The organism is Brevundimonas bacteroides DSM 4726 (assembly GCF_000701445.1).
Classification (GTDB): domain Bacteria; phylum Pseudomonadota; class Alphaproteobacteria; order Caulobacterales; family Caulobacteraceae; genus Brevundimonas; species Brevundimonas bacteroides.
This window is the reverse complement of the sequence record NZ_JNIX01000016.1, coordinates 105,307-126,111: the sequence shown is the minus strand read 5'-3', so window position 1 is coordinate 126,111 and position 20,805 is coordinate 105,307. Positions and strand designations below refer to the sequence as shown.

Below are 20,805 nucleotides of genomic sequence, written 5' to 3'. Positions count from 1 at the left end.
CCGCACACCAAGTTCCTGGCCGAGGCCTATATCCTGACCAAGGAAGAGGGTGGCCGTCACACGCCGTTCTTCACCAACTACCGCCCGCAGTTCTACTTCCGCACGACCGACGTGACCGGCATCGTGCAGCTGAAGGAAGGCGTTGAGATGATCATGCCCGGCGACAACGCCGAGCTGAACGTCGAGCTGATCACCCCGATCGCCATGGAAGAGAAGCTCCGCTTCGCCATCCGCGAAGGCGGCCGCACCGTCGGCGCCGGCGTCGTGGCCAAGATCATCGCTTAACAGCGACGATCAACGTTGTACTGAAGAGCCCCGCCGGAGCGATCCGGCGGGGCTTTTTCGTCGACTTTTCGGCCACAAGGAAGCGGGAGGAACGCCGCTCGGCGGCGCGGCGTTGAGCACGGGTGAACCGTGGAGAGCGCCGATGAAATCCGTCCTGACCCTGGGCGTCGCAGCCGCCGCGACCCTGCTGACCGGCGCCTGCGCCACCACCGACAATTACGCCTCGCGATGCGAGCGCGATTATGCGGAGAACCGGCGCTACGCCACGGCCAGCGGCGCCGCCCTGGGCGCGCTGGCGGGCGCGGCCATCGCCGGCGAGAACGATCGGGAGCGGGGCGCCGCGATCGGCGCGATCGCCGGCGGTCTGATCGGCAATCAGCTGTCGGCGCGGGAGGATCCCTGCGGCTACGGCTTCGGCGGCTACAACCGCGACGGCCGTTATGGCTATGAGCGCGTGCCGCGTCGGGGCGACTACGGCTACTATTGAGTTCGACGAACGAGCGCTCGCCCTATCCCGTCACGCCGGACGGGCGGTATTTTGTCGTGCGCGGGCGGCTGTGGCGATGCTCCGATCCTGGGCTGGCGGCGATTGAGCGCGATCGGTTGGTCAAGGCGCTAATGCGGGCGCGGCGGGCGGTCGGGGTCGCGCTGAAGAGCGGGGATGCAGAGGCGCTGAGGATCGCGCGGGCGCAGGTCAATGACGCCAAGATCGCGCTCGGCGAGCGCGGTCCGGTCTGGTGGATCGACGGCGCGCCTGACATGAACCGGAAGATGGTTCGGAACACCCCCTATGTGGACTGGCACGACGCCCTGAGGATCGGCGGGGACGGCGCGTGATCCGGAGGCTCGTGCTGGTCTTCGCGCTGGCGCTCGCCGCCTGCACCCATCCCGGCGACGTGGACCATGTGCGGTTCGCGTCGGATCGGACGTTCGTCCGGGCGACGACGCAGGCGGGGGAGGTGAGAGGCGTCGAGGGCGCGGGTGTGCGGGCGTTTCTCGGCGTGCCCTATGCCGCGCCGCCGCTGGGCGAGCTCCGTTGGCGCAGTCCCAGGCCAGGCGAGCCATGGGCGGGCGTGCGGGACGCAACCCGGCTGGGGTCGGACTGCATCCAGGCGATCGGGCGGGACGCCGTGCTGGGGGGCGGCGGCGGGATCGTGGTGGGGTCGGAGGATTGCCTGGTCCTCAACGTCTATGCGCCCGCGAGGAGCGAGGCGGCGCTGCCGGTCATGGTGTTCCTGCACGGCGGGGCCTTCACCATCGGGGCGGGGGCGAACTACGACCCGAGCCGGTTGGCGGCCGAGCAGGGGCGCGTGGTGGTCACGGTCAACTTCCGGCTGGGGGCTCTGGGCTGGCTGGCGCATCTGGAGTTCGCGGCCGAGGGAGACGGGGTCGGCGGGAACTGGGGCCTGATGGACCAGCAGGCGGCGCTGCGCTGGCTACAGGCCAACATCGCGGCCTTCGGCGGCGACCCCGGCGACGTGACCCTGTTCGGAGAGAGTTCAGGGGCGTGGAGTGCCTGCTATCTCATGGCTTCGCCGCAGTCCGACGGGCTGTTCCACCGGGTGATCCTGCAGAGCGGGCCGTGCCTGGAGCCGCATTCGCTGAATCCGGCGGCGATCGAGGCGGTGAAGGGCATGGCGTTCGCGGAAGGGCTGGGGTGCGAAGCCTGGGACGTGGCGTGCCTGAGGGCGTTGCCGGCGTGGCGGATCGCGCGGGCCCCGTCGCCCCGGTCGGGGATCAACGGGCCGGGATCGTGGGGGCCAGTGCATTCGGACGGAATCGTGCCGGAAAGCCCTCCCACGGCGTTTGCGGCGGGGCGCTTCGTGCGTGTGCCCGTGATCGTCGGAACAACGGCGGACGAGGCGCGGTTGTTCGCGACCGAGGTCAGAAGCCTGGATCGCTACGAGCGCCAGACGCGGTGGCTGTATGGCGAGGCCGGAGAGAGTGCACTCGCGCTCTATCCGGTGGGGGAGGGCGGGCCAGGCGTGGCGATCGCTCGCAGCTTCACCGACAGCCGCTTCGCCTGTCCGTCGGATGCGCTGAGGCGGGTGCTGGCGGCCCATGTGCCGGTCTACGGCTATGAGTTCGCCGATCCGGAGCCGCCGTTCGTCGTCCCCGACGCGATCATGGGGATCGACATGGGGGCCTATCATGCGTCGGAGCTGGCGTCGGTGTTCGGGACGTCATGGCTGTTCACGGACACGGGACGGTGGACGCCGGAGCAGAGGGCGCTGTCGGACCGGATGATGCGGCTGTGGGCCGGGTTCGGGCACGATCCGGGCTTTGAGGCGGAGTGGGCGCAGGTCAGCGACGGCGGCGGACCGGTGCGCGTGTTCAATCCGGCGGGCGACCGGATGGACCATGGGTTCTTCGAGCGGCGCAACTGCGCCTTTTGGGGCGGGACGGCGCTGGGGCCGGTAACGCAGTAGGGGTCAGGACGCCAGGCTGTTCAGCCAGCCCTCGAGGTTGGTGAAGCCGTCGCCGTCGGGGTCGGCGGCGCCGTCGGGCGTGGCCGGGTCGTGGCCGTGGGCGCGCTCCCAGTCGTCGGGCATGCCGTCGCCGTCGGTGTCGATCCAGGGCGTGCCGGGGTCGAGGTCGGGCCAGCCGCCGACCTGGTCCTGGCTGTCGATGATGCGGCCGGTGCGATCGCGGACCGAGGCGATGACGCGGGCGTCGACGGCGTCGCGGACGCGGGAGGCTCCGGCGCGGGCAAGTACGGCCATCTCGGCCTCGGCGGCGGAGGTGGCGGTCGGCAGGGCCCAATCGGGGCGGGCTGGGAGGTGGTAGCCGTCGCCATCGCCGCCCGTGATGAGGCTCCAGGGATCGGCGGGGGTTTCGCCGTCCAGGCTGTTGGCTTCGAACCAGGCGCGGGCCAGCACGTTCTCTTCTTCGAAGATCACGCCACCAGTCGAATCGGGGCCGCGGCGATAGGCGTTGGCGATGAAGGCGTAGGTGGAGACGGTCGCCGGGTCGTGGTCGGCGTTATAGCCCGCGCGCTCTCCGCCCCAGTTGTAGAAAACGTTATTGATGAAGGCGAAGCGGGCGCCCTCGGGGTCCTGATCCGGGGTCACATAGTTGCCGGGGCGGGGCATGCGGGCGCGGTGGCTGGCCCACAAATTGTGGTGGAAGGTGAACTCTGCCCCGCGTCCCGCGCGGATCAGGGAGCCGTAGCCGTGGTCGCCCTTGGAATGGGCCGACAGGTTCAGGCTTTCGGAGATGATCGACCACTGGACGGTTACGTCGTCGATCAGGCGATCGCGGCTGCCGACCGACAGGGTCTCGTCGACCGACCAGGAGGCGGATACGTGGTCGAGGATAATCCTCTGCCCCCGGTCGATGGTGACGGCGTCGGCCTCGACCCCCTCCTCGTCGCCGAGGCGCGAGCGGATGTTGCGAATGATAACGTCGTCGGCCGAGACGATCAGCGGCTGGCCGCGCAGGGTAATCCCGCCGCCAGGCGCGGTCTGGCCCGCGATGGTGATGCGGGGTTCGCGAATCCTCAGGGGGGAGGCGAGACGGATCGTGCCGCCGATGTCGAAAACGATGGTGCGCGGCCCGTCGGCCTCGACCGCGGCGCGCAGGCTGCCGGCGCCGGAATCGTTGAGGTTGGTGACCCGCAGGACAGCGCCGCCGCGTCCGCCGAGGGCGAAGCGACCGGCCCCGTCCGCGCCGGGAAAGGCGAGGGTAGCTGAGCGGGGCTCCGGCACTGCGGCCTGTCGTGCGACAGCGTCATCGGCGGCGGACGACGTCAGAAGTGCGACGACCGCGAAACACACACGGCTTGCAAGAACGGTCGTCATCAGGTTAGGCTCGCATTGATACCGGTGTCAGGACGCATGTCGTTCGAAAATGATACCGGTGTCAATCGGCGCGGGACAGCCTCGCGACGGCCAGACCATAGACCGGCGACCACGTCGGCGCGATGACATGACCTTGGGAGGAGGCACTATGACTTCGGATCACTCGGCGCGGGTGCGCGCGTATCGTCGGGGGCTGGTCGCTGGCGCGTCCGGCCTGGCCATCGCCCTGACGTTGGGGGTCGGCGCCGCAGCGGCCCAGACCGCGCCCCAAAGCTCGTCCCAGGACGAGCAGGCAACCCAGGTCGACGAGATCGTCGTCACCGGCTTTCGTCAGAGCCTGCGCGCCGCGCTGGACGTCAAGCGCCGCGAAGTCGGTGTGGTCGATGCCATCGTCGCCGAGGATATCGCCGACTTCCCTGACCTGAACCTGGCCGAGGCCATCCAGCGCATTCCGGGCGTGTCGATCGACCGCGACGCGGGCGAGGGGCGGTCCTTGACCGTGCGCGGCCTGTCGGCGGACTTCACCCGCACGCGCATCAACGGCATGGAGGCCCAGGCCACCACGGGCGGTACCGATTCGTCGGGCGGTGCCAACCGGGGTCGGGGCTTTGATTTCAACGTGTTCGCCGCCGAGCTGTTCAACTCGATCACAGTGAGGAAGACCGCGGCGGCCGAGACGGAAGAAGGGTCGCTGGGGGCCACCATCGACCTGCAGGCAGCGCGTCCGTTCGACTACGACGACGGCTTCACCTTCGCGGCCTCGGCGCAGGCCGGCTACAACGACCTGTCGGAGACGACCAATCCGCGGGGCGCGATCCTGTTGTCCAACACCTGGGGCGACGGGATGTTCGGGGCTCTGCTGTCGGTCGCCTACTCCGAACGCGATCTCTTCGAAGAGGGCTTTAGCTCGGTGCGCTGGGCGCCCGCAGCCGCGCCGGGAGCGACCAACTCGGGCGGCTTCTGCTCGCCGGTGGGCGTGACGCCCCAGAACCCCGGCAACTCGACGGCCAACGGATCGTCGGCGACCAACTGCGCGGTCAACGTGCTCCGCCCGGCCAATACAGCTTCGAACATCGCCGCGTACAACGTCGCCAACCAGGCAAATGTCTTCATTCCGCGCCTGCCGCGCTATGGCCGCCTGACCCACAGCCAGGAGCGACTGGGCGTCACCGGCGCCTTCCAGTTCCGGCCGGATGACGCGACGACCATCAGCCTGGACGTGCTATATTCCAAGCTGGACGCGACCCGTCAGGAGGACTTCCTGGAGAGCCTGTCGTTCAGCCGCAACGCGGCGGCGGGCGGCCAGACCCAGATCGGCGTGCGCGAGGCGGTCGTCGAGAACAACGCCCTGGTCTATGGCGTGTTCGACAACGTCGACATCCGCTCCGAGCAGCGGTTCGACGAGTTGTCGACCGAGTTCCACCAGGTCAGCCTGTCGATCGACCGGGACTTCACCGACACCCTGCGCGGGCGGTTCTACATCGGCCGGGCCCAGTCGGACTTCGATAACCCGGTGCAGACGACGGTGACGCTGGATCGCCAAAACACTCAGGGCTATTCGTTCGACTTCCGGGGCAACGCGGACACGCCTGTGCTGAACTACGGGTTCGACGTGACTAATCCGGCGAACTGGAGCTGGCGCGACGCGAGCCTGGGCACCACGCTGGCCAGTCTGCCCCGCTCTGAAATCCGCCTGCGCCCGAACGCTGTGACGACCATCTTCGAAGCCGTGTCGGGCGATGTCGAATGGGACGCACGCGACTGGCTGACGTTGCGGGCCGGCCTGCACGGAAAGACCTACTATTCGGACTCGGTGGAGTTCCGGCGTACGGACGAGACGGTAGTGCCGACCCTGCCCGCCGGGCAGACGGTGGCCTCGATCTCCAACCTGCTGACGGGCTTTGGCCAGGACCTGATTCCGGCGGGCACGCCGAGCAGCTGGGTGCGGCCGAACCTCGACGCCATCGCCAGCCTGTTCAACATCTACTGCAACTGCAACACGGGTGTGCCGGGTGGGGACTTCACCCTGACCAGCATCACCAACGGCAATGCGCGGGGCGGCAACCGGACGATCGAGGAGAACGATTTCGCCTACTACGTCCAGGCGGACTTCGACCTCGACATCGGCGGCATGCCGCTGCGGGGCAACGTCGGCGTGCGCCGGGCCTATACCGAGCTGAACGCGGCGGGATACTCGTCCACGGGCGGCGGCACGCGGGTCACCGGCCAGAACAAGTATGACGACACCCTGCCGTCGCTGAACCTGGCGCTGGAGCCGATGGAGGACGTCATCATCCGCTTCGGCGCGGCCAAGGTGATGGCGCGCCCGCAGATCGGCAACACCCTGGCCGGCACCAACTACCTGGTGCCCACGACGTCGCTGTCGACCACGGGCCCGAACTTCACCGCCTCGATCGGCAACGTGAATCTGGAGCCGTTCCGAGCCAAGACCTATGACCTGAGCCTGGAGTGGTACTTCGCCGAAGAGAGCCTGCTGTCCTTCGCGTACTTCTACAAGGACATCGACAGCTACATTCAGATCATCCGTCAGGACCTGCCATACTCTGCGCTGACGGCGCTGAACCCGTCGGCCTTCGCCCCTTCCTTCTGCACGGGTGTCTGCTCGTCCTCGACCGTCTTCCAGCTGACCAGTGCGGTGAACACCGAGGGCGGGCCGCTGAGGGGCTTCGAGATCAGCTACCAGCAGCCGTTCCGCTTCCTTCCCGGCCCGCTGGAAAACCTGGGGGTGCAGCTGAACTACACGCGGGTGGAGTCGGAGATCGACTACTGCAACGACGCCCTGTGCTCGACCTTCGTCACCAACGACCTGATCAACCTGTCGCCGACGGCCTACAATGGCACGCTCTACTATGAGGACGACCGGTTCTCGGCGCGGGTCTCGGCCGCCTATCGCGAGGCCTATCTGCAGAACGTACCGGGTCGGAACGGCAACCTGATCGAGGGCAAGCAGGAGACGCTGAACATCGACGCCTCTGCCTCGTTCAATCTGACCGACCAGATCACCCTGACGTTCGAGGGGCTTAACCTGACCGACGAAGAGAACCACCAGTACGTCGGCGACGACAGCCGTCAGTCGACCTCGGTGTATCACCACACGGGACGTCAGTTCTATCTGGGCGCCCGCTACCGCTTCTAAAGTTCGTTCTCTCCTGAACGTAGACTTGGGGCCGGGGAGGGGCGACCTTCCCCGGCCCTTCTGTGTCCGGAGTCCACCGTGAGCCATCGCATCTTCGCCACGAGCGTCGCCAGCGTGTATCGCCACTATGTCGCGGAGGCCCAGAAGAAAGGCGCACGAAGGCGGAGGTCGATCAGATCATCCGCTGGCACACCGGCTTCGATCAGGCCGAGCTGGAGCGGCATCTGGAGGCGGGGACGGATTTCCAGACGTTCTTCGCCGACACCGCCCGGCTGAACCCGGCGCGGAGCCTGATCACGGGCAAGGTCTGCGGGGTCGACGTGGCGGCGGTCGAGGACCCGCTGATGCGCGAGATTCGCTACCTCGACAAGCTGATCGACGAGCTGGCCAAGGGGCGGCCGATGGCGAAGATCCTGCGCGCCTAGCCAGCCGTCCGCCGCCGACCGGTGACCACCACATCGACCGTGCCGATGCCGCGCACGCGCGCGATGCGGCTGTCGAGCGCCTGGGTGACGCCGCCGACCGTGACGGTCGTGACGACGCGGTAGTGGTCCGAGGTGTAGCCGGTCCCCATCAGCGTCGGCGCGCCCTCGGCGGCGAGGTCGGCGGGGGTCAGGTAGCCTTTCCGCGTGCGGGTCTCGATGAGCTTGCGCGCCACCTCGGCGTCGCGGGTCATGAGGGTCAGCAGCGGCAACTGGACGGTGTTCAGATTGACGCTGGTCGTGCCGGGCAGGATGGCGACGTAGGGGGCAAGTTGATCCAGATCGGCGCGCGGCACGCCGGCCGCGAGGATCAGGCTTTCGTCCGTGATGCCACCCGCGACGCGGACAACGGTGGCGATGCGGATCACGCTGGCGGGGTCGATGTCGAGCTCGGCGCCGATCCTCTGGAACAGGTCGATCAGGCCGGGGTCGCCGGTCTTCAGGGCATTCAGGTTGAAGCGGGCCTGCTCGTCCTCGATGGCCAGGGCGAAGCGGCCGCCCGGGATGGAGACGTCCTGCTGGCCCAGCTGGGCCCAGGGTTCGGTCAGGTTGTCGGTGGCGGACGCCGTCAGGCCGTCGCGGCGCAGCGCCGTGATGGCCGAGAGCTCGCCGGCGCGGGCATAGGCGTTGGCCTGGGCGGCGTCGCGCAGGCGGGTGGAGCGCTGCACCTCCAGGTCCTGCGCCGCGATCATGATCAGCACGGCGACGCTGGCCACGGCCATGACCAGCAGGACGTTGAGCAGGATCATGCCCTCTCGCCGGGTCATGTCGCAGGCTCCGGCTGAGCCGGAACGGCCGCCTCGGGGGCGTCGGTCAGGGGGATGGAGACGACGCGGCGCACCGTCGCGCCGGGGCGGCCGTCGACGCCGTTGAGCGTGAGGTCGAGCGCGACTGCCGTCAGGCCCTCGTCAGCCACAAGCCGCGTGGGCTGTCCGCGCACACCGACCCCCGGCGCCGCCGCCGAGGGTGCGGGCAGGGGCCATGTCTCGAGCCAGGTCCCGCGCCGTTGGTGAAAGCTCCATCGCGCGTCGGCGACGCCCGTCAGCAGGGCCTGGACGCGCTCTCCGGCCGGGCCGCTGACGATGCGGTTGATGCGGTCCCCGGCGAGCTCATACCGGACCGCCACCACGTTGCCGGCGGCGTCGAATTTGCGGATCGACAGGGCGCCGCCCCCGCCCGCGACCGAGCCCGTCACCTGATCGAGGTCGGAGGTGACGACAAGCATGGCGCGCTGAATCTCGGCCATGCGGTCGAGCCGGGTCTCGGTCGCGCCCTGGGTGCGGAGGACGCTGTTCAGGAGGGTGAAGCCGGCCACCCCGATCAGGGCGAACAGAGCGAGCGCGATCAGGACCTCGACCAGGGTGAAACCGTCGCGGCGCCGCTTCGTTGTCACGCGCGGCGTGCTATCGAGGCGCCGACAAGGGAGAGCCCATGCTGAAGGTCTGGCGGACACGCGACGGCGAAGGCGGACGGGCCGGGGGCGCATTTCAGTTCGAGCGCCTGGCGGTCAAGATCACGCGCTGGCGCGTGGTGCTGGGCTGCGTGGCGGCAGGGTCGTTCCTGATCGGGCTGGTGGCGATGGCCCCGGCGGAGATCGTGACGCCGCGCTCCTCGAATGGCGAACGCCAGGCGGTGGGCACCGTCTGGGCGGGCGAGCGAGCGCTGCCGGGCGGGTTCGGCGCGGGCTGGAGCCTGAGGCCGTTCGCGTCCCTGTTCAGCCTGGCGGCGGTGGAGCGGATACGCTTGCGCGGGCCCGACACGGAGGCGACGGCCGAGGCGCTGGTGCGGCCGGGGCGGGTGCTGGTGCGCGATCTGGAGGGGACGGCATCAATGCGGCTGCTGAACGCGGTCGCCCCTGCCATGCCCTTTGTCTGCGATCCGGTGGCGCAGCTGGACGTGGCGCGGCTGTCGATCCGGGGCGCGCCGGAGGGCGAGGGGACGATCACGACCTCGGCGGGACAGTGCGCCCTCACCGGCGGCGGGGCAGGGACGCCGGTCCCGGCGCTGGCGGGCACGGTGACGGCGGACGAGGGCTCGACCCTGGTGACGTTGAACCGCGACGGCTCGGGCGAGGCGGTGATGCAGGCGCGGGTGCAGGCCGACGGGGGGCTGACGGCGTCGATCGAGGCGGGCGGCGTCGGCCTGATCCCCGGTATGACGGCGCCGGTGAGGTTCGAAGGCAGCCTGTAGGCCGGGCGCCTCACAACCCCGCCAGGTTGTTGAGGTTCACGATCGGCATGAGGATGGCCAGCACCATCAGCAGCACGATGCCGCCCATGACCAGCAGCACGCCCGGCTCGACCAGCGAAACGAGGGCCTGAACGAGCGAGTCCAGCTCCTGCTCAAGGTCCTGGGCCGCGCGCTCCAGACCCAGTCCCAGCTTGCCCGACTGTTCGCCCGCCGCGACGATGGCGAGCAGGAGCGGGGGAAAGACATCGGCCTCGGCCATGGCGCGGCGCAGCGACGAGCCCTCGCGGACGCGGGCGGCGGTGACGAGGGCGCGTTCGCGGGCGAAGGCGTTGGGTGTCACGGCGGCGGCGGCCTGGAGCGCCTCGACCAGGGGCACGTCGGAGCGGACCAGCGTCGCCAGCGACCCCGCGAACCGGGCCGCGTTCAGGTGCTGGACGAAGCCGGCGAAGGGCGGGGTCTTGAGCAGGAACTCGGCGAAGCGACGGCTGTTGGCGGGGATCGCCAGCCAGCGGTTCCAGGCGACGCCCGCGACGCCCAGAGCGATCAGGACGTAGACGCCGAAGCTCTGGACGAAGGCCGACAGCGCGATCAGGGCGCGGGTCAGGAAGGGCAGCTCGGCCCCGCGCGAGACGAAGACGCGCACAATGTCGGGCACCACATAGACCATCATCAGGGTGATCATCAGCAGCGATACACCCGCGAGCAGGGCGGGATAGAGCAGCGCCAGCTGGACCTTGCGGCGCGCCTTCTCCTGATTGCCCACGAACTCGGTCAGGTGGGCCAGAACGGTCGACAGCTTGCCCGACTGTTCCCCGGCGGCGATCGAGGCGCGGTAGAATTCGGGAAAAACCTTGGGGTGCCGGCCCAGGGCGGCGGCGAAGCTGCGGCCCTCCAGGATGGCGGCGCGGACGTCGGTCAGGACGACGGCGACGGGCTGGCCCTCCGTCTGCTGGGCGGCGATACGGAGCGCCTCCTCGATGCGGATGTCCGAGCCGATCAGGGTCGAGAGCTGGCGGGTGACGGCGGCGAGCGTCTTGGAGGAGACGCCGCGCCTGAACAGGGTGATCCCGGCGCCTTTCGTCCGCGTCGTGTCGCCGGCGAGGGTCACCCCCGTGGGAAGCAGGCCCCGGTCGCGGACCAGCTGGCGCGCGCCGACGTCGGACGCGGCCTCGATGGTGCCCTTGTGAGGCTTCCCCTCGGCGTCGACGGCTTGCCAGGCGTAGACGGGCATCAGACGTCCTCGCGGACCACGCGCGCGACCTCCTGCACCGAGGTTTCACCCGCCATGGCCTTGGCCGCGCCGTCTTCGAGCAGGCCCGGACCGCGCTGACGGGCCAGCCGCACCAGATCAGGCTCGCCCGCGCCGTCGTGGACGGCCTGCTGCATCGCCGGGTCGACCTCGATCACCTCATAGACGCCGAGGCGGCCCTTGTAGCCTTCGCCCCGGCACGGGGGGCAGCCGACGGGGCGAAAGACGCGCGCCCCGACCTTGATCGCGCCGCCGGTCAGTTCGCTGTCGGCCTGGGTCGCCGTGTCCTCGCGGCGGCAGTGGGGGCAGAGGCGGCGGACCAGACGCTGGGCGATCAGGCCGGTCAGCATGGGGGCCAGCAGATAGCGTTCCACGCCCATGTCGATCAGGCGGGTCACACTGCCGACGGCCGTGTTGGTGTGCAGGGTCGACAGCATCAGGTGGCCGGTCATGGAGGCCCGCACGGCGACCTCGGCCGTCTCGTGATCGCGGATCTCTCCGACCATGATGACGTCGGGGTCCTGGCGCAGGATCGCCCGCAGGCCCCGGGCGAAGGTGAGGTCGATCTTGGAGTTCACCTGCATCTGGCCGATGCCGTCCAGTGCGTATTCGATCGGGTCCTCGACCGTCATGATGTTGCGGCGGCGGTCGTTCAGGCGGGTCAGGGCCGAATAGAGCGTGGTCGTCTTGCCCGAGCCGGTCGGTCCGGTGACCAGGATGACGCCGTGCGGCCGGGCGATCAGCCGCTCGAAGGTCTCCAGATCGCGAGGGGCCATGCCGAGCTGGGCGAGGTCGAGGCTGGTCGAGCCGCGATCCAGCAGACGCAGCACCACCCGCTCGCCGTACTGGGACGGGATTGTCGAAACGCGGACGTCAACGTCCAGCCCGCCGATGCGCAGCGTCACCCGGCCGTCGTGGGGCACGCGCTTTTCGGCGATGTCCAGCCGCGCCATGACCTTGATGCGGCTGACCAGGAGGGGGGCGAGCGCGCGGGCGGGCTCCAGCACTTCTCGCAGCACGCCGTCGATGCGGAAGCGGACGACGAGACGCTTCTCCTCGGCCTCGATGTGGATGTCCGACGCGCCGTCGCGGATGGCCTGGAGGAGGAGGGCGTTGATGAGGCGCACGACCGGGGCGTCGTCGCGGCTGTCCAGCAGGTCGTCGATGACGGCGGCCTCGTCGGCGAGCGCCTTCAGATCGTCCTCGGAGGCGGCGATGTCGGCGGCGGGCGCGGCCTCGCCCCCGGTCTGGTCGCGCAGGACCGCATCGAAACGGTCGTCGTCCACGGCCTCGAAGGCGAGGTCGGTCCCGGCGACGCGGCGGACCTCGAGCAGGGTCTCCAGCGTGGCCGAGCGGCGGTGCAGGCAGACGGGCCGGTCGCCGCTGGTGACGATCATGGCCCCGTGACGCCGGGCGAAGGCATAGCCCAGGGTGGCGGCGGCGGGACGGTCTTCGGCGAGGGTCATGGGCGTTCGACCCTCAGAGTGGCGTTGACGGCCCCGGGCTGGCTACCGCGCTGAAGTTCGACCGAGGACAGGACCGCGCCGGAGGCCTCCAGCGCCGAGAGCCAGGGGATCAGGCTGTCGTAGCGGCCCTCGGACACGGTGACGGTCGCGGCCTCGCCGTCCATGGCCACGGTCGGAACGACGCCGAACGTCGCGGCCTGGGTCGGGATGGCGGTGTCCAGCGGGCCGTCCAGCCCGGCCACCATCGGTCCCGGAGGCCCGGCGGTGCGGACGCGGACCATGACCTCTTCATAGGCGGCGATCCGGGCGACGGAAGCCGTGCGCGCGTCGAGCAGGGGGCGCAGGATCAGGAGCCACAGCACCGCCCCGGCCAGCAGCCCGCCGAGCCCGGCCAGCAGGATCTGCTCGCGCCGCGACCGGGCGGCGTACCAGGCGGCGGCGGAGTCGATCGCCGGCGACGCGCGGGTCAGGAGGACGGGGGCTCTCATCGGGCGCCTCCGACCGTGATGGTGGCGTTCAGCCCACCGCTCGCGGCGGCGGCGTCGGCGACGCCGGGCTGGCCGGTCGCGGTCAGGCCCGAGGCGTTCAGCGCCGCCACCGCCCGGTCGAGCGTCGAGGCGTCCGGCACGACGACGGCGAGATCAAGCCCGCTCGGCTCATAGGCCAGCCGGTTGAAGGCGACGACGCCGCCTCCGGGCAGGGCCTGGGACGTGCGGCTGAGCAGGCCGGTGAAGGGCTTGGCCCCCGACCCGCTGCCCCGCAGCAGGCGGTCGGCGGCGGCGACGGGGTCGTCGGTGGCGGCGACCTGGGGGGCGACGGACTGGAGCACGGCGCGGGCCTCGGCCTCCTTGCGCTCGGCCATGCCGTGCAGCAGGAGCGCATCGATCCCGAGGATGGCGATGTGGGCGATCACACCGATCCCGGCGACCCAGGCCAGCGTGCGCCCGGCGGACAGGTCGGTGGGACGGGTCGCGGCATAGGGACCCTGACGCAGGTCCAGCGGGGGCAGGACCAGGAGCGGGTCGCCCGCCGGGTCGACCACGGCGGCGGTCGCGTCCACCCCCTCGGCCATGGCGTCGGGCAGGGGTTCGCCCAGCGCGGCGATGCGGGGCTTGCCCGCCGCCGTCCAGGCGGAGTTGAGCATGGCCAGCGGCACGGCGAAGCCTGAGCCACTGTCGGTCCGGATCAGGGCGCGGCCGCCCTCGGCCTTCCGGACGGCCCAGACCCCGGGGGGCGGGACCGGCAGGGTCAGGGCGTCGGGCAGCAGAATCGCCGCGTCCAGATCGGCCTCAGCCAGAAGGGCGATCCATTGATCCATCCGGGCGCGGCGGACGGCCCCGGCGATATGACGGCGCGGAGCGACCTCCTGGCCGAGCGCGAAGTGGAGATTGGCCAGCGGCTCGGCGACGGCGTCTTCCATCGCATACGGAAGATGTGAAAGGCGCTGCGCCCGCGTGGCGAAGGGCAGGTCGACCGTCAGGGTCAGGACGTCTTCCGAAGGCACCAGAACCGTGGTCGGCCCCGCCCAGGCGCGGTCCACCGCAAAGATTCTGTCATCGACGATACGCCATAAGCCTCGGCTCGGAAGGTTCGAACGGGCGGGTCGACCGGGCATCGGAAGTCCGTGACAGAAGGGCGTGGTCCAGGGCCACGAGGCGGTCTATAGCAGCGAAAAACAGGCTGTCGCTACGGGCGGCCCCATCGAGAAAAAGTGTCATGATGACTTCGCCCAAGCGTCACAAATGGGCATCTGGTCTTTCGCGTCGGCGCGATGGACTGACTCTGGTCGAGATGATCGTCGTTCTGGCGATCATCGCGGTCGTTGCCGTCTTGATCGTGCCGAACGTGATCGGCCGTCCCGACGAGGCGCGAGTCACCGTGGCCAAGACAGACCTGAAGACGGTGGCGACGGCGCTGCGCATGTACCGTTTGGACAACGGCGACTATCCGACGACGGAGCAGGGGCTAAACGCGCTCGTCGAGCGTCCGACCGCGCCGCCCGCGCCGCGCGCCTATCCGACCGAACCCTATCTGACCGAACTGCCGCAGGACCCCTGGGGCCGCGACTACGTCTATCGCAGCCCCGGCCAGTCGGGCGCCTATGACCTGTTCAGCCTCGGCAAGGACGGCGAGGAGGGCGGCGAAGGCCTGGACGCCGATCTGACGGAGAAGAGCCGCTGATGACCGCTGTCGGGGGACAGTTCAGGCGGATGCGGCGCGAGGGCATGACCCTCGTGGAGATTCTTGTCGTCCTGGCCATCGTTGGGGTCATGGCGGCGGTTGTGACGCTGGGCGTGGGCGCGGCGGATCGCGGCATGGGCGTGGAGACCGAGGCCAACCGGCTGGCCGACCGACTGCGGCTGGCCGCGGACGACGTGCTGGTGACGCGACGGCCCCTAGCCCTGGCGTTCGATGGCGAGGGCTACGGCTTCGTGCGGCCCGACGGCGCGGCGGCCGAGGGGCTCGAGGCGCTGGCGGAACGGCACGCCCTGCCGGCTGGCGTGACCCTGATCGGGCTGGAGACGACCTCGCCCGTGACCATCGATCCGGACGGCGCGCAACCCGTCGCCGCCTTCGGCCTGGCCAAGGGCGAGCGGCGCTGGCGGGTCGAGTTCGACGGGCTCAACGCCGTGGCGCGGCCCGTGACGGACGAGGCGGCGTGATGGGCGCGCGCCGGTCTGGCTATTCCCTGATGGAGGCGCTGGTCGCCATGTTCATCCTGGCCATCGCCACGGTGGGCCTGACCCGCGCGACCCAGGCCCATGTCGACGGGGTGCGCGGGCTGGAGGATCGGGTTGTCGCCCAGTGGGTGGCCGAGAACCGGCTGACCGAGCTGAACCTGAAGGGCGGGGCGGCCGCTGCGGATGTCTCAACCGTCACCATGATGGCGCGGCAGTGGGATGTGCGGGTCAGCCGCCGGGCCACCGAAGATCCCGACCTGATCGCCGTCGAGGTCGCAGTCGGTCCGGCGGGCTCGGGCGAGGAGACCATCCAGTTGTCCGGCTTCGTCGACCAGCTGGGAAGCGCGGCGTGACCCCGGAGCGCAGGAACGAGCTGGCCTTGCGGGCCGTCAGCGTGCTGGTGGTCGGATCGATCGCCTGGGCGCTCGCGGCCCTGACGTGGCGGCTCGTCGGGTGGGACGACGGGCGCAGCGAAGTCGCCGTCGCCGAAAGCCTGCCGCCGCTCGGTATTCAGGCCGGTGGGCAGGACCCGGACGTGGCGCGCATCGTTACCCTCGCACCCTTCGGCGGGGGTGCGGCCTCGGTCGGCGGTCTTCCCGCGTCCAGCCTGGGACTGGTCCTGAAGGGCGTGCTGGCGGCCTACCCGCCCAGCGCATCGACGGCCCTGATCGCGGTCGGAGAGGGTCCGGCCACGATCTATGGCGTCGGTCAAAGCCCGGCGGCGAACGCGGTGATCGAGTCTATTGAGATCGACCATGTGATCCTGAACGTCGGCGGGACGCGCGAGCGTCTGGACTTCCCCCAGCCCGTCGTCGCTCCGGTCGATCCGACGGCGGCCGCGCCCGGTGCGGGCATCACGGTCACGCCGGTCGGGCCGCCGACTCCGACGCCCCAGGCCGCCGCCGCCCTGGCCGCCGCCTCGCCGGTGGCCAGCGCCGCCGCCGCCCGACCCGCGCCTCCGCCGATCGACTCCGGGGCGACCCCGAATGTCGCCGCCGCCGCCGGCGCGTCCGGCGTTTCGGCCACGGCGTCCGGCTATCGCGTCGGCCCGAACCCTTCGGCCGAACTGCGCCGCTTCGGCCTCCAGCCCGGCGATGTCATCGAGAGCCTGAACGGACAGCCCGTCTCGGGCGCGACCAGCGACCAGCAGCTGTTCGAACAGGCGCGCGCGGCCGGACAGGCCCGCGTGGTCGTCAACCGCGACGGCCGACGTCTCACCTTCACCTTTCCGCTTCGCTAGGAGCCCGGCGTGACCAAACTCCTCCGCCTGACCACTGCCAGCGTCATGGCCCTGACCGTGGCCGCGACCGCGCCGCTCGCCCAAACTGTCGCCCCGCCGCCCGAGGCCATGCAGGACGTGGTCATCAACATGCGCGGCGCCGACATCAAGGACGTGGCCGAACAGGTCAGCCGCATCACCGGCCGCACCCTCGTGCTCGACCCGCAGGTGCAGGGACAGGTCAACGTCGTCTCGGCCCAGCCGCTGAGTCGTAACGGCGTGTGGGAGCTGTTCCTCTCGGTGCTCCGCACCTCGGGGTTCGCGGCGGTGCGCAGCGGAAACGTCTGGCGCATCGTGCCCCAAGCCAGCGTGGTTCAGAGCGGGGCGTCCGAGACCGGCGCGGCCAGCTCCAGCCAGCAGATCGTGACGCGGCTGGTGCGGCTGCGGAACCTGCCCAGCGACCAGGCCGTGCGGGCGCTGCGGCCGCTGGTGTCGTCGTTCGGGGCCATCGAGGCCCTGACCGAGCCCAACGCCGTGGTCGTCACCGACTACGCCGAGAACATCGCCCGGGTGCAGGCGCTGGCGGCCACGCTGGACCGGGGCGGCGGGTCGTCGTTCGACGCCATCGCCCTGCAATACGCCTCGGCGACCGATGTGGCGGCGTCGGTGGGTGCCCTGCTGGGCTCCGACGCCGGTGGGCCGCGCGTGACGGCGGACGAGCGGTCCAACGTCCTGCTGATCCGGGGCGACGCGGCCGATATCGCCCAGGCGCGCTCGATCGTGGCGGCGCTGGACACGCCGGGTGGCGCGACGCCGATCACCCGCGTGGTGCGCCTGCGGAACTCCGACGCCGAGGCGATCACCGACATCGTGCGAGGCCTGCTGGGCGGCGAGGGTCCGGCGACCAACGCCGTGGCGCGCTCGCTGCGCAACGACACCGGCCTGGCCAGCCTTTCGGCCTCGAACCGCGACACGGCGGCCCAGGCCGCGGCGGCCATCACCTCGGGCGGGGAGGGGGGATCCCTGCCTCAGCCTGGCACGGGCGGTCCGGCGGCGCGGCCGACGGGCTTCACGCTCGATGGCGTGACGGTCCAGGCCTCGCCGGAGTTGAACGCGGTCGTCATGCGCGGCCCGCCCGCGACGGTGCAGATGCTGGAGGAGCTGATCAGCCAGCTCGATCTGCGCCGCGCCCAGGTCAAGATCGAGGTCGCCATCGTCGAGATCACCGGCGAGCTCGGCGAGCAGATCGGCGTTCAGCTGGGCCTCGGCGGCGCCGTGCCCGACACGGGCGTCGTCGGCGGCACCTCCTTCGGCAATGCGGGATCCTCGCTGTCGACCGTGCTGACGGCGCTGGGCTATCCGGCCGGGCGTCTGCTGTCGTCGGGCCTGTCGGTCGCGGCGGGCGAGGAGGGCGAGTTTGGCGTGCTGCTCCAAGCGCTCGGCACCAACTCTGCGGCCAATCTCCTGTCCTCGCCCAGCGTGACGGTCCTGGACAACGAACCGGCCGAGATCGTGGTCGGTCAGAACGTGCCGTTCCGGACCGGCAGCTTCGCGACCGACGGCAACTCGACCAACCCCTTCACCACCATTAGCCGCGAGGACGTGGGCCTGACGCTGCGCGTCGTGCCGCGCGTGCACGAAGGCGAGACGGTGCGGCTGGAGGTCAGCCAGGAGGTGTCGTCGCTGGTCACCACGACGGTCACGGGCGCGGCCGACCTGATCACCAACCGGCGCAGCATCCAGACCAGCGTGCTGGCCGACGACGGCGAGACCATCGTCCTGGGCGGCCTGGTCACCGACGACCGCCAGATCGGCAACAGCCGCGTGCCGGGTCTGGCCAGCATCCCCCTGATCGGCAACGCCTTCCGCTCGCGGAACGACAGCCAGACGCGCCGCACCCTGTTCATCTTCCTCAAGCCCACGATCCTGCGGGACGCCGCCGACGTGGCCGCCTCGGCGCAGGAGAGCTACGACCGCTTGCGCGCCGCCGAGCCAGTGCGGATCGACCCGTCGCGGCCGCCTGCGCTGCAGTCGACGCCGAGGCTGGAGCCCGACGTGGACGAGGTGTTTTGACGCGACGCGCAATCGCCTCTTGCCCGGTCCGGATCGGGGAGGGGAGAAGGCCGGGGTGAACGACTTCACCCTTCAGGTCCACGACACCGTCTCCGCCATTGGCCGCGAGGCCTGGGACGCCTGCGCGCTCCCGACCGGCGACCCGTTCGTGTCATTCGACTTCCTCCACGCCTGCGAGGCCTCGGGCAGCGCCGTCCCGCGTCAGGGCTGGGCCGGGCGGCACCTGACGTTGCGGGACCCCGACGACCGGGTCATCGGGATCATGCCCCTCTGGCTCAAGGGCCACAGCCAGGGGGAGTACGTCTTCGACCACAGCTGGGCCGACGCCTATCAGCGGGCGGGCGGGCGCTACTATCCCAAGCTCCTGTCCGCCGTGCCCTTCACACCTGCGACCGGGCCGCGCCTGATCGCCCATCCGGACGTCGACGCCGCGACGGTGGGCGAGGCCCTGATCCACGGCGCCCTGACCCTGTGCGAGCGGCTGGACCTGTCGTCCCTGCACGTCAACTTCCCGACCGAGGCCGAGTGGCGGCTGATGGGCGACCAAGGCCTGCTGCTGCGTCAGGACATGCAGTTCATCTGGCGCAACGACGGCTATCAGACCTTCGACGACTTCCTCGCCGCCCTGTCGTCGAACCGACGAAAGACCATCCGCCGCGAACGGCGTGATGCCCACGCCGGGCTCGACATCCGCGTCCTGACAGGGAGTGATGTCAGAGAGGCCCACTGGGACGCCTTCTTCGCCTTCTACATGGACACGGGGTCGCGCAAGTGGGGCCGCCCCTATCTGACCCGCGCCTTCTTCTCGATGGTGGGCCAGACGATGGCCGACCGCATCGCCCTGATGATGGCCTTCCGGGACAAGACGCCGATCGCAGGCGCCCTCAACTTCATCGGCCGCGACGCCCTCTACGGCCGCCAGTGGGGCGCGCTGGAGGAGGTGCCCTTCCTCCATTTCGAGCTCTGCTACTACCAGGCCATCGACTTCGCCATCTCGCGCGGCCTGTCCCGCGTCGAGGCGGGCGCCCAGGGCGAGCACAAGATCGCCCGCGGCTACCTCCCCACCCCCGTACACTCCGCCCACCACATCGCCGATATGGCGCTTCGCGTGCCGGTGGATCGCTACCTGGAGCAGGAGCGGCGGGGTGTGGAGGCGGAGATCGCCGGGCTGACGGCAGAGTTGTCGCCGTATCGGCAGAGCTGACCGCCCACATTCGACCATGCGCCGAGGACCTAGCCGATTCATTGAACCTGATCGCGGCGACGCCTAAGACGATCCCGAGGAGTTCGCCATGTCCGATTTCGAGCACGTGTTCGACAAGCCGCCGGAAGGGGCGGCCGCTGACTGGACCATCTCGCAGAACTGGCGCGCCTATACCCAGGTCGAGCATGACACCTGGGATACGCTCTATGCCCGGCAGATGACGATATTGCCGGGTCGGGCCTGCGACGCCTTTCTGCGGGGGCTTCAGGCGCTGGATCTGAACACCGGCGGCATCCCCGACTTCGCCCTGATGAACCCCAAGCTGAAGGCCCTGACCGGCTGGACCGTTGTCTGCGTGCCCGGCCTGGTGCCCGACGATGTCTTCTTCGATCATCTGGCCAACCGGCGTTTTCCGTCCGGCCAGTTCATCCGCAAGCCCGATCAGCTGGATTACCTGCAAGAGCCGGATATTTTTCACGATGTGTTCGGCCATGTGCCGATGTTGACCGATCCGACCTTCGCCGACTACATGCAGGCCTATGGCCAGGGCGGGCAGAGGGCTCAGTCGCTGGGCATGCTCAAGAACCTGGCCCGGCTCTACTGGTACACGGTCGAGTTCGGCCTGCTGGAGGACACCGACGGCCTGCGCATCTACGGCGCGGGGATCGTATCCTCGGCGTCGGAGAGCGTATTCGCCCTTGAAGACCTGTCGCCTAACCGGATCGCGTTTGACCTCGAGCGGATCATGCGGACCGATTATCGCATCGACGACTTCCAGCAGGTCTACTTCGTCGTGCCCTCGATCGAGGCCCTCAACGATGCGACCTACGAGGACTTCGGACCCATCTACGAGCGGCTAAAGGGCAAGTCGTCGATCGCGGTGGACGCCATTGAGCCGTACGACCGTGTCATCACGCGCGGCACCCAGGCCTATGCGGCCAAGGGCGGGCGTTTCGCGGCGTAACAATCCGAAACCCTGATTTGGTTTTCCCTCGCGGG

General features: G+C 70.0%; 21 protein-coding genes. 14 read left to right on the top strand and 7 right to left on the bottom strand.

The features are described from left to right. From Q333_RS0114715 to Q333_RS0114700, 4 genes are all read left to right on the top strand, one after another. A partial coding sequence (locus Q333_RS0114715; RefSeq protein WP_029418008.1) for an EF-Tu C-terminal domain-related protein occupies positions 1 to 285 on the top strand: 285 nt, incomplete at its 5' end. 142 nt (positions 286 to 427) lie between these two features. Then, positions 428 to 772 (top strand): glycine zipper 2TM domain-containing protein, encoded by a 345-nt coding sequence (locus tag Q333_RS16695; RefSeq protein WP_051651358.1) that lies wholly within the window; start codon positions 428 to 430, stop codon positions 770 to 772. Beyond that, complete coding sequence (locus tag Q333_RS0114705) at positions 769 to 1,122, top strand: hypothetical protein (RefSeq protein WP_029418006.1); 354 nt, start codon at positions 769 to 771, stop codon at positions 1,120 to 1,122. The genes Q333_RS16695 and Q333_RS0114705 overlap by 4 nt, the downstream gene beginning before the upstream one ends. Beyond that, positions 1,119 to 2,714, top strand: a complete 1,596-nt coding sequence (locus Q333_RS0114700) for a carboxylesterase/lipase family protein (protein ID WP_029418005.1) — start codon at positions 1,119 to 1,121, stop codon at positions 2,712 to 2,714. The genes Q333_RS0114705 and Q333_RS0114700 overlap by 4 nt, the downstream gene beginning before the upstream one ends. 3 nt (positions 2,715 to 2,717) lie before the next feature. Here the strand turns inward: Q333_RS0114700 and Q333_RS0114695 are convergent, their stop codons facing one another. Beyond that, positions 2,718 to 4,085: a pectate lyase gene (locus Q333_RS0114695; RefSeq protein WP_029418004.1), complete on the bottom strand. Its 1,368-nt coding sequence runs from the start codon at positions 4,083 to 4,085 to the stop codon at positions 2,718 to 2,720. A 148-nt stretch (positions 4,086 to 4,233) separates the two neighbouring features. Here Q333_RS0114695 and Q333_RS0114690 point away from each other — a divergent pair, with 148 nt between their 5' ends. After that, entirely contained in the window at positions 4,234 to 7,242 is a 3,009-nt protein-coding gene (locus Q333_RS0114690; RefSeq protein WP_051651357.1) for a TonB-dependent receptor, read from the top strand. A gap of 62 nt (positions 7,243 to 7,304) precedes the next feature. Continuing rightward, positions 7,305 to 7,667 (top strand): DUF2200 domain-containing protein, encoded by a 363-nt coding sequence (locus tag Q333_RS16690; protein WP_342667402.1) that lies wholly within the window; start codon positions 7,305 to 7,307, stop codon positions 7,665 to 7,667. Here the strand turns inward: Q333_RS16690 and Q333_RS0114680 are convergent. After that, entirely contained in the window at positions 7,664 to 8,491 is an 828-nt protein-coding gene (locus Q333_RS0114680) for a type II secretion system minor pseudopilin (protein WP_051651356.1), read from the bottom strand. The genes Q333_RS16690 and Q333_RS0114680 overlap by 4 nt on opposite strands. Next, a complete protein-coding gene (locus Q333_RS0114675; RefSeq protein WP_029418001.1) occupies positions 8,488 to 9,117 on the bottom strand; it encodes a prepilin-type N-terminal cleavage/methylation domain-containing protein in 630 nt (209 codons plus the stop codon). Before Q333_RS0114675 ends, Q333_RS0114680 begins: the two co-directional genes overlap by 4 nt. Positions 9,118 to 9,155: 38 nt before the next feature. Here Q333_RS0114675 and Q333_RS0114670 point away from each other — a divergent pair, with 38 nt between their 5' ends. Then, positions 9,156 to 9,914, top strand: a complete 759-nt coding sequence (locus Q333_RS0114670) for a hypothetical protein (protein ID WP_029418000.1) — start codon at positions 9,156 to 9,158, stop codon at positions 9,912 to 9,914. Positions 9,915 to 9,924: 10 nt separating this feature from the next. Here Q333_RS0114670 and Q333_RS0114665 read toward each other — a convergent pair whose 3' ends face one another. Genes Q333_RS0114665 through gspL form a run of 4 tightly spaced genes read right to left on the bottom strand, consistent with a single transcriptional unit; the run spans position 9,925 to position 14,169 of the window. After that, positions 9,925 to 11,145, bottom strand: a complete 1,221-nt coding sequence (locus tag Q333_RS0114665; protein ID WP_029417999.1) for a type II secretion system F family protein — start codon at positions 11,143 to 11,145, stop codon at positions 9,925 to 9,927. Beyond that, complete coding sequence (gene gspE, locus Q333_RS0114660; RefSeq protein ID WP_029417998.1) at positions 11,145 to 12,629, bottom strand: type II secretion system ATPase GspE; 1,485 nt, start codon at positions 12,627 to 12,629, stop codon at positions 11,145 to 11,147. The genes Q333_RS0114665 and gspE overlap by 1 nt, the downstream gene beginning before the upstream one ends. Continuing rightward, the gene (gspM, locus tag Q333_RS0114655; protein WP_029417997.1) at positions 12,626 to 13,117 is read right to left on the bottom strand and encodes a type II secretion system protein GspM; all 492 of its coding nucleotides are present in this window, start codon (positions 13,115 to 13,117) and stop codon (positions 12,626 to 12,628) included. The genes gspE and gspM overlap by 4 nt, the downstream gene beginning before the upstream one ends. Continuing rightward, complete coding sequence (gene gspL, locus Q333_RS0114650) at positions 13,114 to 14,169, bottom strand: type II secretion system protein GspL (protein WP_051651355.1); 1,056 nt, start codon at positions 14,167 to 14,169, stop codon at positions 13,114 to 13,116. The genes gspM and gspL overlap by 4 nt, the downstream gene beginning before the upstream one ends. 176 nt (positions 14,170 to 14,345) lie before the next feature. On the opposite strand from gspL, the gene gspG reads away from it, so the two are divergent. The 7 genes from gspG (at position 14,346) to phhA (ending at position 20,770) form a co-directional block, all read left to right on the top strand. Further along, positions 14,346 to 14,810, top strand: coding sequence for a type II secretion system major pseudopilin GspG (gspG, locus tag Q333_RS0114645; RefSeq protein ID WP_029417995.1), 465 nt, complete (start codon positions 14,346 to 14,348; stop codon positions 14,808 to 14,810). Continuing rightward, positions 14,810 to 15,292 (top strand): GspH/FimT family pseudopilin, encoded by a 483-nt coding sequence (locus Q333_RS0114640; protein ID WP_029417994.1) that lies wholly within the window; start codon positions 14,810 to 14,812, stop codon positions 15,290 to 15,292. The genes gspG and Q333_RS0114640 overlap by 1 nt, the downstream gene beginning before the upstream one ends. Next, positions 15,292 to 15,663 (top strand): type II secretion system minor pseudopilin GspI, encoded by a 372-nt coding sequence (gene gspI / locus Q333_RS0114635; RefSeq protein ID WP_029417993.1) that lies wholly within the window; start codon positions 15,292 to 15,294, stop codon positions 15,661 to 15,663. The genes Q333_RS0114640 and gspI overlap by 1 nt, the downstream gene beginning before the upstream one ends. Further along, entirely contained in the window at positions 15,660 to 16,550 is an 891-nt protein-coding gene (locus Q333_RS0114630) for a type II secretion system protein N (RefSeq protein WP_029417992.1), read from the top strand. The genes gspI and Q333_RS0114630 overlap by 4 nt, the downstream gene beginning before the upstream one ends. Before the next feature lie 9 nt (positions 16,551 to 16,559). Then, a complete protein-coding gene (gspD, locus tag Q333_RS0114625) occupies positions 16,560 to 18,602 on the top strand; it encodes a type II secretion system secretin GspD (RefSeq protein WP_029417991.1) in 2,043 nt (680 codons plus the stop codon). A gap of 55 nt (positions 18,603 to 18,657) precedes the next feature. Beyond that, positions 18,658 to 19,806 (top strand): GNAT family N-acetyltransferase, encoded by a 1,149-nt coding sequence (locus tag Q333_RS0114620; RefSeq protein WP_029417990.1) that lies wholly within the window; start codon positions 18,658 to 18,660, stop codon positions 19,804 to 19,806. An 88-nt stretch (positions 19,807 to 19,894) separates the two neighbouring features. Further along, positions 19,895 to 20,770 carry a phenylalanine 4-monooxygenase gene (gene phhA / locus Q333_RS0114615; protein ID WP_029417989.1) on the top strand — a complete coding sequence of 292 codons (876 nt, stop codon included), beginning with the start codon at positions 19,895 to 19,897 and terminating at the stop codon, positions 20,768 to 20,770. The last annotated feature ends 35 nt before the right edge of the window (positions 20,771 to 20,805 follow it).